Source organism: Halanaerobiales bacterium, from assembly GCA_035270125.1.
GTDB lineage: Bacteria > Bacillota > Halanaerobiia > Halanaerobiales > DATFIM01 > DATFIM01.
In genome coordinates this window covers 1-13,665 of the sequence record DATFIM010000123.1, presented here as the reverse complement: position 1 = coordinate 13,665, position 13,665 = coordinate 1, and the positions used below count along the sequence as shown (strand labels likewise).

Below are 13,665 nucleotides of genomic sequence, written 5' to 3'. Positions count from 1 at the left end.
TGCCGGTTGAGTTAAATCTAATTTTTCTGCTACCTTTGAATAGCTGCCTGTGTCAATTAATTTTACAAACATATTTAAAGTATTAATCTTCATAACAATCCTGACCTCCTACCTTCTTAAAGTAGCTTTTAAGCTATCAGTGTTTAATAATAAATCAAGACCTTCTAAAATATCTCTGACCAGAATATCAGCTTTTAAAACTGTATTAAGTGAAGCACCTTCTCCCCCAATAATTACAAGCGAAAGACCAGATTCTTTCAACATTAATCTGTCATTTGCTCCATTTCCAATACTTATGGTTTTAACAGCACCAAGATTTTCAACAAATTCTTTTTTATATTTAGTTCCTGTAAGTTTATCACCTGTTATTTCTATATTGATAGAATGGTCTTTAAATTCTTCTCTTACTGTACCATAAGTATCTGCTGTAACTATATATATATCTAAAATTTCACTTAATTTTGACAGTTTTTCTTTAACCCCAGCAATAGTTTTTCCTTGAAAAGCAATAGTACCATTATAATCAAGAATTAAATTTTCCAACTCAAGGTCTTTTCTATTATCAAAATTTAATTGTAGCAATTATTGTTCCTCCTAATAAATTTATTTATTTTCAAGAGGGATGAAGATAGTTATTTTTGTACCTTCTCCTACTTCACTTTCAACATCAATATCACCATTATGAAGTTCAACAATTTTCATGGCGATCGAAAGACCTAAACCACTACTACCTTTTTCATCTGATCGTGACTTATCAATTTTATAAAATCTATCAAAAATATGAGGAATATCCTTCTTGGGAATTCCTTTACCATCATCCTTAATAGTGATTTTTATATTATTTTCGATTTCTTCACTTTCTATAACTATATTTCCACCATCACCTGTATACTTTCTACTATTTTCAATAAAAATCCGTAATAATTGTTTAATTAATAATTTATCAGCATAAATTTCAACTCGATCTTTTTCTATATATTTATAATTTATATCTTTATCTAAAATTTTATTTTCTTTAATTATTTCTTCTACAACATTATTAAAATAAAATCTTTCATAAGATGGCTCTATCTCGGCAAGATCACCTCTAGCTAAAAATAATAAAGATTCTATTAAATCATTCATACTCTGTATTTCAGATTTGATTGACTCAACAGCTTCTTCCTTAATTTCTTTATCTTCTTTTCCCCAGCGATCTAAAATATTAATATAACCTTTTATTATTGAAATAGGAGTTCTTAATTCATGAGAAGCATCAGATACAAACTGTTCCTGTTTTTTAAATGCCTTTTCCAGACGATCAAGCATAGAATTGAATGTTTCTGCTAATTCAGCCAATTCATCATTAGTATTTGTGACTTCCAACCTCTTACTGAGATCACTACCACTAATTTTTCGAGCTGTTTTTGACATTTCTTTAACAGGTTTCATTGATTTTTTGGTAATAAAAAATCCAACTAAAAGGGCAACTAAACCACCACCTATACTGCTAATACTTAAAAATATCAATAACCTATTTAAAACACTATATTCAATAGTTACATCTTTTACTACCTGGAGATACCCATTTAAATATCCATATTTTGAAATAGTGACAGTTCTCAGAAAATAAGTTTTTTTACCTTTATTTATTTCCAGGTTACCATCTTTTAAAGGCAAATCCATTCCTTCTAACATATTTGATTGAGCAACCGTTTCTTTGTTATAATCAACTATTCGAAAATATACATCTTCTTCACTTTTACTAATGTCTTCAAGTAAGATAGCTGCTCCATAATCAAAGCTATTTCTATCAACACCTCGTAATTTAGGTAATATATAGTTTAAAGTATTATTAACACTTTCCTTTATACTACTGTGTACATAATTATTTAACATATAATAAGCTGTACCATTTAGTACTAAAAGTACAAATAAAAAAATCAAGGTATATACCAAACTAAGTTTCCAGGATATTTTTTTAGGCCAGTTAAAATTAAACATTTTCTTCATCTCTGATAACATAGCCAACCCCTCTTACAGTTTTTATAAGTTTTTTATCATAGGGATCATCAATTTTTGATCGCAAATATCTTATATATACATCAACAATATTAGTTTGACCTACATAATCATAACCCCAAACTGCTTCCAAAAGTTGGTCACGCGAAAGAACAATATCTTTATTTTCTAGAAAATATTTTAATAAATCATATTCCTTTTTTGTTAACTCAATATTATCTCCTTCTCTACTAACAGTATATTTATCTTTATCCATAACTAAATCATCTATTTTTAAAATATTTTTTTCAGCATTTTTTTCATTATCCTTTTCTCTTCTAAGTTGAGCCCTGATTCTGGCCATTAATTCTTCAGCTTCAAAAGGTTTAGTAATATAATCATCAGCACCTGTGTCAAGTCCTTTGACCTTATCTCTGGTACTGTCTTTAGCTGTAACCATAATTATCGGTATTTCAGAAAATTTTCTTATTCTATTACAAACTTCTATTCCATCTAAACCTGGTAACATTATATCTAAAATTAATAAATCATAATCGTCATTTTTTAATTCTTCTATACCATCTTTACCATTATAAACTACTTCTGCCTCATAGCCTTCATGAGTAATCTCTAATTCCATAATTCTGGCTATTTTCTTTTCATCTTCAACAATCAGTATTTTAGACATAGTTTACCTCCATCTGGTCTTCTAAAAAATTTCAACTTTATAATCTCTTAATTCAACTTCAGTATTTTCATCAATAAAATTAACATATTTTGAAAAAAGACTATCAATATATTTTCTTTCATTACTTACAGTAACCGCACTAATATTGGCATTTTTCCAGAGGTCATTATCATCAGTTTCAGAGACAGCTAAATTAAATTTATTTCTACTCTTATCTATTAAACTTTTTATAATACTTCTTTTTTCTTTAAGTGATGATACCATAGGAAGATATAAATCAAAATTTATTAAACCAATAAGCAAAAAAATCACATCCTCTAAAATTAGATATATTAAAATTAATCAGAAAATTTTTCTATAACATCCATTAATTCATCAATTATTTCATTTTCTCCTTCTTCATTTTTTATGGCTCTCTGCACACATCCATTTATATGACTATCGAGGACCTTTAAAGCTACTTTTCTTAAAGCACCACGACTGGCTTCAACCTGAGTCAAAATATCAACACAATATTTTTCTTCATCTATCATTCTCTGCAAACCTCTAATCTGTCCTTCGATCCTTCTAAGCCTTGTAATTAAATTCTTTTTATCTTCTTCAGAAATTGAATTACTAATAGTTATCACCTCTCTATACTTCTGTAATAATTTTAGCAAAAAACTTTTATTTTTGCAAAAAACTAGAATTAATTATGCAAAATTGCAAACCCTCTACCTTAGGTGGTAGAGGGTTAAATTATAATATTACATTCTATCAGGTCTTTTGCCTATTTCAGCAAACATAACTTCAGATTCACCATTTCTAATAACTCTAATCATTATCTTTTCGCCAATTTCTTTGTTATTAATTATTTCTACTAAATCATCAGTACCTTCTATTGGCTGTTGATCAATTTCTTTGATTATATCATATTTTTGTAATCCAGCTTTGGCTGCAGGACTATCTTTAACAGTTCCCATTACAAGAACACCTTTGGTATTATCTAACTTAAAGTATTCTTTTATATCCTCATTAATTCCTCTAAAAGAAACTCCAAGCCATGGTCTGGTTACTTCACCAGTACGTTTTAATTCATTTATTATACCTTTTATTTCATTTACAGGGATCGCAAATCCTATTCCCTGGCCCTGAGAACTTACAGCAGTATTAATCCCAATAACTTCCCCATCAATGTTAAGTAATGGTCCTCCACTATTACCAGGATTGATTGCAGCATCAAGTTGGATTAAATTAGTGTATTCTCTAATTTGTCCAGTATTTGTAGGAACCTTTATAGGTCTTCCAAGTGCACTAATAACTCCAGCAGTTACAGTATGTTCAAAGCCGAAAGGATTACCTATGGCTACCGCCCAATCTCCCGGTCTTAGATTATCTGAATTACCTAATTCTAAAACTGTTAAATCTTTTTCAACATCAACTTTTAAAACTGCAAGATCTAAATTAAAATCTGACCAAGCAATTTCAGCTGGTACTGGATCATCAAAACCATTAATAGTCACCTTTACATTATCAGCATTATTTACAACATGTTGATTGGTTACAATATAACCTTCTTTAGAAACTATAAATCCAGAACCATAACCTTCTCGAGTTCTAGGTTCATCACTTTCAGGAAGTTGATCTCCAAAAAAGTATCTGTAAAATGGATCACTATAGTATGGATTTTGACTTGTATCAATTTTAACTTCAGTTGTTACTTTTACAACCCCATCATTAGTCTCAGCAGCAATATCAGCAAAAATATTCCTATCAGTAGGGACCTGCTGAGTATCATCCTGAGCATAAGTATTTAAACTAAAAACTGTTAAGGCACTTACAACTAACAATAATATAAGTAGATAAGAGAATTGATTTTTAGTAATTTTGTTACGTAACTTTTTCATTACTATCACCTCTCATTTGTTTTACTTATATTATAACAGATAATTATTAACTTGTAATTAAAAATTTATTAAAAATTAATTAAAGATTATTCTAAAATCATTCCCTGATATGGTTTCATCACTAATTTTATTTTTTCATCATTGTTTTTATAGTTTTTGTTAGTTAGTAAATCTATATAATTTTTATTTTGACTTCTTAAACATATTTCTCTTTTTTCAGGATTATTATTTATAATTACAATAACTTCCCTATCCTCTAATTTTCTTTTAAAAGAATATATATTTTTAGCCTCATTAATGACAAAACTTTCAAATTCACCTTTTTGTAATATCTTATTATTTTTTCTTATCTTAATTAACTTTTTATAATAAGCTCTTAAATCATAATCTGCTTTATCATCATCCCAGGGCATACATCTCCTACTATCAGGATCATCTCCTCCTGTTAAACCTAATTCATCTCCATATAAAACCATAGGTACTCCGGGATAGGTCATCTGGAATAATACAGCAAGTTTCATTTTGTCTTTATCTTCATTACAGTGTCTTAAAATACGAGGTGTGTCATGACTGTCAAGAAGATTTAATAAAGAATTAGTAATATCTTCACGATAATTCATTCGATTTAAAGCCAATCTATTATCAAATTCTGATGGGCCAATTTTATCCCTAGCAATAAAGTCAATAACTGCTTCAGTAAAAGAATAATTCATAATAGCATCAAATTGATTTCCCTGTAACCATTTCATCCCACTATGCCAGACTTCACCAATAATATAGGCATCTTTATCTAAAGATTTTACTTTTTTCCGGAATCTTCGCCAGAAAGATGAATCAACCTCATCTGCAACATCAAGTCTCCAGCCATCAATATCAAAATTTTTCATCCAATATTCAGTAACTTTTAAAAGATAATCCTGAACTTCTTTATTAGCAGTATCTAATTTTGGCAGATTCGGTATATTTCGGGCAAAAGTTTCATAATTAACCGGTATTTCAGTTTGAAGTGGTAAAGAATCATATATATACCAGTCTTTATATTTAGAGTTTTCACCTCTTTTTCTTAAATCTTCAAAGGCAAAAAAATTAAATCCAGAGTGATTAAAAACAGCATCTAAAATTATTTTCATATCTTTATCATGTGCTTTATTAACAAGCTTTTCAAAAATTTCTTCATCACCAAAATGTTCATCTATTTTTAGATAATCATCTATATTGTATTTGTGGTTAGAAAGAGATTCAAAAATAGGAGTCAAATATATAGTATTTACTCCTAGATCTTTAAGATAGTCAAGCTTATCATAAATTCCCTGTAGATCTCCCCCAAAAAACGAATCTCTTTTAGGTAAATCACCCCAGTTTTTTAAATTAGCTGGATCCAGATCTGAGTTTCCATTATTAAATCTTTCTGGAAATATTTGATAAACTACTGCTTCGTCAAGCCAATCAGGTCTATCAAGTAGATCATCATTAGATATTAAAGAATACTGAAAAAATCCACTCTTTCCACCACGTGGCCTATTTTTTGAAAATCCTTTTTCATTATACCATCTCTTATTTTCGCCATCATCTAATAAGAAGTGATAACGAAATCTTGGATCTTCAAGTTCAATTGTGGTCTCAAAAAAGTCATTAACTTCAGAGCTTGTTTTTAATTTCATTTCCTTTACTTTTAATGGTTCCCGACCATCAAACACAAAGCGAGTTCCATAAATAACTTTTACACTTTTTATATCATTTTTAGCAGCTTTAATTCTTAATTTTAAAGTATTTTCATCTATAGGAAAGGCATAATTACTATAACTTTTATGTTCAATTGCTGATTTTATCATTAACTAAAACTCCTTTTATATCTTATTCTTTTACTCCTCCACCGGTTAAACCATGAACAATATAATCCTGAAAGAGCATAAATAAAATAACGATTGGAATAGCACCAATTAAGGCTGCAGCAGAAAATACTCCCATTCTTTTACCATACATATCAGAAATAAACATCTGTAAACCTACTGCAAGTGTAAATTTTTCTGTACCATTTAATAGTATACTGGCCAGAATATACTCTGAATAAGTCCTAATAAACTGTAAAACAAAAAGTACTGATAAAATAGGTCTGGCTAATGGTAAAATAATCTGGACAAATGCCTGAAAACGACTGGCTCCATCTATATAAGCCGCTTCTTCTAAAGAACGAGGAATCGTATCTAAATAACCTTTCATAAGCCAGGTATTAACCCCAATCGAACCACCTAAGTAGGTTAAAACTAATGCTGTATGTGTATTAAGGCCTATTGAAGGTATATAATTCTGGATATTTAAAAATAGTAAATAGATAGCTACCATAGCCAGCATTTGAGGAAATATCTGAATTAATAAAATCATAAATAAACCATTTCTTCTTCCAGTAAAATGGAATCTAGAAAATGGATATGCAGCTAAGGCAGTCATTGATACAGAAAAGAAAGCTGTTATTAAAGAGATCTTAATACTATTCCACATCCAGAGCATAAAAGGATGAGTATCACTTGTAAATATTTCTTTATAATGAACCAGAGAAGCATTATCAGGTATTATTTTTTGTCCAACTATTGTATTTGCTGGATTTAAAGAAGCTGATAAAGTCCAGACAATAGGAAAAAACACAAATGCGATTACCAGTAAAATAATTAAATGCCTTATTAATCTTACAGTTTTTGATTCATAATTATTATTCATTTTCTTTCACATCCTCTAGAGCACCTGTGTATTTGAAGTTAAACCAGGTTATTGTAGCAGTTATCATAAAAATAAATAAAGCTACAGTACTTGCCAGTCCAAAGTCAGAACCTCTCCCGGTTGCAAATGATAGCCTATAAGTATAGGAGATTAGAATATCTGTAGCACCAGCCGGAGTTTGAGCACCTGGAATTGCCGGTCCACCTTCATTAAATAGGTAAATTACATTGAAATTATTAAAATTAAAGGCAAATGATGAAATCAAAAGTGGTCCTAAACTAACTAATAATAATGGTAGAGTAATGTGACGGAATTTCTGCCAGACTGAAGCACCATCAATTGCAGCAGCTTCATATAAGGTATCTGATATACTTTGCAGAGAACCTAAAGCAATTAACATCATATAAGGAAAACCCATCCAGAGGTTAACTATAAGTAAAGCTACCTTAGCCCAGACTGGATGTTGCATCCACTGGATACCACCTATTGAGAAAAACTGTAATAAGTTATTCACAGCCCCAACTTCTGCATTAAATAATCCTCTCCAGACAAGAACAGAAATAAAACCAGGTATTGCATAAGGTAAAATCAATATAACTCTATATATTTTCCTGAATCTTAAATTTTTATCATTTAATAAAATTGCCATAAATAATCCTAAACTAAAAGTTAAAAATACACTTAAAATTGCCCATTCAAATGTCCAGATAAATACTCTTAAAAATGGATTAAATACTCGATCATCAGTTAATAATTTCTTATAATTTTTCCAGCCAATATTAGTTCTAAAACCAGGTGTTAATCTTTCACCATCATTAGCCTTAAAATATCCATTTTCAGAAGGATTATAAACCTTATTGGTTCTTAAGCTAATTAACTGATCTTTATCTTCATCATATTTATATTGCCGGATATAAGAAGAGAAATATTCTGTGTTTTTCATCCTTAATATTCTATCATTTATTTCATATTCCAAATCCTGTAAAGAACTTAAGTGTTGAAATAACTGCATTTGCGGAAGTCTTTTATAACCAGCTATTTCATCAATTTTTCCATCATTATCAGAATCTACAATATCTTGATCAAAATCATTAATAGGTATTAATTCATTTTCAAAACCAACAAAACGTTCTCCCTCTTCATTTTCAAAAAGTAAAATAAATTCTTTTTCATTTTCTAATTTAAAAGTACTAAAACTAAATTCTTCTGCATCCTGAGGACTAAAATAACGATTTTCCAGTTGATTGACTACCTGTTGTTTACTTAAAATATTTCCTGTTCCATAATTAGTAAAAGATATATATACAGTATAAAAAATAGGATAAACTACAAATATGACCATAAATATAGTTCCTGGTAATATGTAACGCATAGGGTAAGCTTTATCTATTAAATATACTATATTTATAGCTCCTACTACAATTATAAGTCCAATTAATAATAAATAAGCTGAATCATTATATAATATTACTGCACTCCAGATAGATAAGGCATCCATTATACCTAAAAATATTATTTTAAATAAATACTTCCACATATTATCTTGTATATTCAAGGTTACCCTCCCCTTTAAAATCTACCGGCCCTAAAATAGGGCCGGTATTATAAATTTACTAGCTATTCAAATTATTTATTCAGCACTCTGCTCTAAGGAATCTTTAATTTGTTCAACAGCATTATCAAGTGCAGGTTTTACATCCTGTTTTTGATTTAATACAACTTCTAGAGCATCTTCCCAGGCTGCCCAAACAGCATTCATTTCTGGTATACTGGGCATTGGCATACTTTCTCTAGCACTCTCTAGAACTCCAGCAGTTTGTGGATCTTCCTGTGCAACTTCTATAGCTGGTTTATATACAGGAGGTCTTCCACCTTTTTCATATAATTCAATCATTGTATCTTCTCTTGCAATAAAGTTACGGATAAAGGCCTGTGCTAACATTTTATTTTCACTAAAGGCACTCATCATAAATCCGTGAACAGAAGAAAATGGTTTAGGAGACTGACCTTCCATAGATGGAAGTTGTGCAAAACCATAATTGATTCCAGCTTCTTCAAGATTACCAAATTCCCATGGACCAGTAAGCATCATAGCAGCATCTCCACTTTTGAAAAGTGAAGCCATTGTTTGATAATCTAGATAAGGAACGTATCCATCTGCATAAAGGCTATTAAGTTTCTCTAACCCTGCAACTGCTCCTTCATTATTTAAACCAATGTCATCTGGATTATATACTCCATCTTCCATACCAAATACATAACCACCCATTGCACTCATAAATGGATAGGTGTGGAATGGATCAGGTTGAGGCATAACAAATCCATACTTTTCTTCTTCTTTATTAGTATGTTCTTTTACAAGGGCAGAAAACTCTTCCCAGGTTTTTGGAGGAGTTGCTACAAGATCCTTATTATAAATTAGACCTACAGATTCAATAGCATAAGGAACTGCATAAGTATCTTCTCCCCAGGTAAATGCATCAAGTGAAACTTCAATAAAGTCATCTTCCAAATCTGATAGATCAATAGGACTAATTAGACCATTAGTAACTAATTCACCCAACCAATCATGAGCACCAACAATAATATCAGGACCTTCACCAGATGGAGCTTCCACTCTCATACTGTCTCTAATATCACCAAAGGCTTTTTCCTGTACCTCTACTGGTACTCCATAATCATCTTCAAATTCTCCAGCTAATTCAGTTACTACCTCAAGTCTGTTTTCGTCTGCCCAAATCAGTAATTTTCCTGATTCTGAAGCCGAGGCAAAAGAAGTTAAACCTAACAACATAACAAAAGCTAATGATAAAACTAAAAACTTTTTCATTTAAAAATACCTCCCTATTTTTATTAAATTAACTCAACCCTATATTTTTAATTTTTAGGGTTGTAATTAATCACGATGTGTCTGGCGAGAAATAATTTGAGTAGGAATAATTATTTCTTCACCATGATACGACTTATCATTAATAATCTTTATTAACATCTCTGCTGCTTTTTTACCCATTTCTTGAATAGGAACTTTAACAGTAGTTAGTTTGGGGTTTATATATTTTGCAATTGGTTGGTCATTAAAACCAACAACTCCTATATCTTCTGGAATACTGTATCCATTATCAATAAGACAATTTATTGCAGAAACTGCAAGGAGATCATCAAGAGCAAAGATATGATCAACTTTAGATAGATCATTTTTTAATAGTTTTTCAGTAGCTTTATAACCAGAATCATAATCAAATTCTGCATATTCTATTAATTCATCTGAAAAACTAAGACCATTATCTTCTAAAGCATTTTTATATCCCTTGATTCTATCTCTACTAACAATATAATCAGAAGGTCCTGAAATTAATGCAATTTTATTACTACCTTTTTTAACTAAAAAATCAGTCATTTTATAAGCAGCTTCAATATTTGCATTATCTACCCTTGGAATATCAGTAAATTCAGGACAGCGTCCAATCAAAACAAAGGGACAATTAATATCTTTTAAAGAACTAATTAATTTATCATTAACTCTGGATGCCATTAATATAAGACCATCTACTCTACCATCTTTGTATAATTTTATTGTTTCTTCATATTCAGTTTTATAATTTTCTGCGGCGGAGATCATTAAATGATAATGTCTTTCTTTAGTACTTTGAGCTATTCCCTGTATAACTTCAGAGAAAAAAGGGTTTGCAAACGCCATTTCAGTAGGTCTAGACATAACAAGTCCTAAAGTATTAGTTTTTTGATTTACTAAACTTCTGGCTATAGCATTGGGATGATAATTTAAATCCTTCATAATTTTTCTAACTTTATCTTTAGTATCCTGACTAATATTAGGATTATCACTTATTACTCTAGAAACTGTAGAAGGAGAAACATTGGCTTTATTGGCTACATCTTTAATAGTAATTTTTTTCATAATATCCCTCTTTCATTCAAACGTTTGCATTATTATATTTCTATGTCAAAACATAAATTCCTCCTTCTCCACTAAAAAAAATTAAAAATATTTACATAATGACAATATTTCCTTCTTCTGCTTTAATTTTTAGAGTTAATTCATTCTCTTTTAATTTATATTCCCAATCTTTAACTTTATTACCTTTAAAGGTAATTTTATCAGGTTTAAAATTAATATTTTTTAATCTGATTAAATATTTATTATAATCTGTTTTATAGTTATTTTCTTTATAATTTATATCAAACTCTATTTTTTCCTTTGATTTCTTATAACTGAATTTTTTCAAATTATATTTACCTTCTTGATAATTATAACTTATTCCATCATCTTCATATAAAGTATAGCTATTTTTGGGAATATTTTCATCTAAATAGTTTACAATTTCCAAATAATTTCTTTCTTTTTCCCCAATATAATTTATTTTTTCGCCCATAACTAAAATAGATCCATTTTTAATATATAAAGGCATAGTAGCAAGGGGAGTATCTTCGACAATATATTGTTTTCCTTCATAATTTTTATCACTAAAATAATTAACCCAGTTACCTTCTGGAAGATAAATTAACTTCTTATCCTTTTTGGGTTCGTAAACTGGAGCAGCTAAAATACTATCTCCAACCATAAATTGATAGGATATTTCATAAGCCTTTTGCTCATCAGGAAATTCCATAAAAAGTGGTCTCATTACTGGTATTCCTTTTTGTGAAGTTTTATAAAACAAATTATAAATATGAGGCATAAATTTATAACGCAATTCAATAAATTTCTTTATTATTTTTTCATATTTTTCAGCAAAAGCCCATGGTTCCTGACTTTTAGTGTAAAGAGAAGAGTGATTTCTAAAAAATGGCATAAAAGTTCCTAATTGAGTCCATCTTGTCAGCAATTCCCCATTACTATCTCCAGTAAATCCTCCTATATCAGTACCGGAAAAACTCAATCCTGAAATACCCATATTCATTAACATAGGGACTGCCAGTTTAAGATGATCCCAGATACTTCTATTATCACCTGTCCAGGTAGCTGCATATCTTTGAATACCTGAAAAACCTGCTCTACTTAAAACAAAAGGCCTCTCCTCTTTATACTTTTTAATTCCCTGATAAGTACCCATTGCTTCTAAGAGAGCATATTGGTTATGAAAACGTTTGTGTAAATAAGGATCACCATCATTTTCATGCATAACTTCGAGATCCATTGTATAAGTATCATTAAAAACGGCAGGTTCATTCATATCATTCCAGATACCTTTTACACCAGAATCTAGTAAATCCTTATGGAGGCCAGCCCACCATTTTCTAACTTTTTTTGATGTAAAGTCAGGAAAAACAGATTCTTCGGGCCAGACATCACCTGTAAATAATTCACCATCTAGATAACAACAGAAATGATCATTTTTCATTCCCTCTTTATAGACTTCATAATCTGGATCTTTTTTAACACCAGGGTCTATAATATTAACTACTTTAAAACCATCTTCTTTAAGATCATTCATAAGTTTTTCTGGTTTGGGAAAATTATTTTCATCCCAGGTAAATACTCGATAATCATCCATATAGTGAATATCTAAATGAATGACATCACAGGGAATATCATTTTCACGAAATTTATTAGCAAGCTCTTTTACTTCCTCAGTTGAGCCATAACTATAACGTGATTGATGATAACCTAATGACCATTTTGGTGGTAAATTCATTCTACCTGTTATTTTTGTATATTTTCTAATTACATCTTTGACTTTTGTTCCTTTTATAAAATAATAATCAAGTTTTCCTCCCTGAGCTCCAAAACTATATTCACCATTTTCATTTACTTTAAACTCAAAAAAACTTTTATAACTATTATCAAAATATATACCATAACTTTTATCTCTATCAGTTGCTAAATAAAAGGGTATGGAAATATATAAAGGATCAGTAGATTCAATATGGGCCTCAAAGACATCAGTATTCCACATTGTATATTTTTTACCTTTTTTATTTAAAAATCCGGTTTTTTCACCCAACCCATAAAAATTTTCTTTATCATTGGTTATTTTCTTTGCCCAGACTTCATCTTTATTCCATTTTATTGCCTCATTAGCATCTTTATGAATCAAATCTCCATTTTTTTCATAAAAAGCTAAAGAAAAAGAATCTTTAGAGATTTTAATATCTAAATTCTCAGTTCTAACAATTAATTTTTCTTTTTTATCTAAAATTTGATAATGATTATAATCCAAATTTCCATCTAAAACAGCATAAGTACTGCTAAAATCTAATTTTTCATCTTTTTCTTTTAGGACTCGCACTATACCCTTTTTTATAAATTCTAGAGCTATTTTTGTTCTGGAATATTCAAGTATTAAATTATTTTCATTTCTTTTATAATCAACTAATTTACCAGTTGAAAAATATCTTTTTTCTTCATTATATAAACCACTATCCATAATCTCTGAA

12 protein-coding genes are annotated in these 13,665 nt (G+C 29.6%); all 12 read right to left on the bottom strand.

Annotated elements, in window-relative coordinates; translation table 11 throughout:
• Positions 1 to 108: 108 nt before the first annotated feature.
• Positions 109 to 582, bottom strand: coding sequence for a haloacid dehalogenase (locus VJ881_06400; GenBank protein HKL75680.1), 474 nt, complete (start codon positions 580 to 582; stop codon positions 109 to 111).
• Positions 583 to 603: 21 nt separating this feature from the next.
• The gene (locus tag VJ881_06395) at positions 604 to 2,004 is read right to left on the bottom strand and encodes a HAMP domain-containing sensor histidine kinase (protein ID HKL75679.1); all 1,401 of its coding nucleotides are present in this window, start codon (positions 2,002 to 2,004) and stop codon (positions 604 to 606) included.
• Positions 1,976 to 2,668, bottom strand: a complete 693-nt coding sequence (locus tag VJ881_06390; protein HKL75678.1) for a response regulator transcription factor — start codon at positions 2,666 to 2,668, stop codon at positions 1,976 to 1,978. Before VJ881_06390 ends, VJ881_06395 begins: the two co-directional genes overlap by 29 nt.
• Before the next feature lie 21 nt (positions 2,669 to 2,689).
• The gene (locus tag VJ881_06385; protein ID HKL75677.1) at positions 2,690 to 2,971 is read right to left on the bottom strand and encodes a DUF503 domain-containing protein; all 282 of its coding nucleotides are present in this window, start codon (positions 2,969 to 2,971) and stop codon (positions 2,690 to 2,692) included.
• Between the two features lie 35 nt (positions 2,972 to 3,006).
• Entirely contained in the window at positions 3,007 to 3,297 is a 291-nt protein-coding gene (locus VJ881_06380) for a metal-sensitive transcriptional regulator (GenBank protein HKL75676.1), read from the bottom strand.
• A 117-nt stretch (positions 3,298 to 3,414) separates the two neighbouring features.
• The gene (locus VJ881_06375) at positions 3,415 to 4,554 is read right to left on the bottom strand and encodes a trypsin-like peptidase domain-containing protein (protein ID HKL75675.1); all 1,140 of its coding nucleotides are present in this window, start codon (positions 4,552 to 4,554) and stop codon (positions 3,415 to 3,417) included.
• 86 nt (positions 4,555 to 4,640) lie between these two features.
• On the bottom strand, positions 4,641 to 6,386 hold the full coding sequence (locus VJ881_06370; GenBank protein HKL75674.1) for a glycoside hydrolase family 13 protein: 1,746 nt from the start codon (positions 6,384 to 6,386) through the stop codon (positions 4,641 to 4,643).
• Positions 6,387 to 6,408: 22 nt separating this feature from the next.
• Complete coding sequence (gene malG, locus VJ881_06365) at positions 6,409 to 7,269, bottom strand: maltose ABC transporter permease MalG (GenBank protein ID HKL75673.1); 861 nt, start codon at positions 7,267 to 7,269, stop codon at positions 6,409 to 6,411.
• On the bottom strand, positions 7,262 to 8,824 hold the full coding sequence (malF, locus tag VJ881_06360) for a maltose ABC transporter permease MalF (protein ID HKL75672.1): 1,563 nt from the start codon (positions 8,822 to 8,824) through the stop codon (positions 7,262 to 7,264). The genes malG and malF overlap by 8 nt, the downstream gene beginning before the upstream one ends.
• A 75-nt stretch (positions 8,825 to 8,899) precedes the next feature.
• Positions 8,900 to 10,099, bottom strand: a complete 1,200-nt coding sequence (gene malE / locus VJ881_06355; GenBank protein HKL75671.1) for a maltose/maltodextrin ABC transporter substrate-binding protein MalE — start codon at positions 10,097 to 10,099, stop codon at positions 8,900 to 8,902.
• A 66-nt stretch (positions 10,100 to 10,165) separates the two neighbouring features.
• The gene (locus VJ881_06350) at positions 10,166 to 11,185 is read right to left on the bottom strand and encodes a LacI family DNA-binding transcriptional regulator (GenBank protein ID HKL75670.1); all 1,020 of its coding nucleotides are present in this window, start codon (positions 11,183 to 11,185) and stop codon (positions 10,166 to 10,168) included.
• A 91-nt stretch (positions 11,186 to 11,276) separates the two neighbouring features.
• On the bottom strand, positions 11,277 to 13,665 hold a 2,389-nt coding region (locus VJ881_06345), incomplete at its 5' end, for a glycoside hydrolase family 31 protein (GenBank protein ID HKL75669.1).

What these genes read in the sequence shown, in the direction of transcription:
- malE (HKL75671.1), bottom strand. Translation starts at nt 10,099, where the DNA reads ATGAAAAAGTTTTTAGTTTTATCATTAGCTTTTGTTATGTTGTTAGGT.
- VJ881_06350 (HKL75670.1), bottom strand. Translation starts at nt 11,185, where the DNA reads ATGAAAAAAATTACTATTAAAGATGTAGCCAATAAAGCCAATGTTTCT.
- malG (HKL75673.1), bottom strand. Translation starts at nt 7,269, where the DNA reads ATGAATAATAATTATGAATCAAAAACTGTAAGATTAATAAGGCATTTA.
- VJ881_06375 (HKL75675.1), bottom strand. Translation starts at nt 4,554, where the DNA reads ATGAAAAAGTTACGTAACAAAATTACTAAAAATCAATTCTCTTATCTA.
- VJ881_06390 (HKL75678.1), bottom strand. Translation starts at nt 2,668, where the DNA reads ATGTCTAAAATACTGATTGTTGAAGATGAAAAGAAAATAGCCAGAATT.
- VJ881_06370 (HKL75674.1), bottom strand. Translation starts at nt 6,386, where the DNA reads ATGATAAAATCAGCAATTGAACATAAAAGTTATAGTAATTATGCCTTT.
- VJ881_06395 (HKL75679.1), bottom strand. Translation starts at nt 2,004, where the DNA reads ATGTTATCAGAGATGAAGAAAATGTTTAATTTTAACTGGCCTAAAAAA.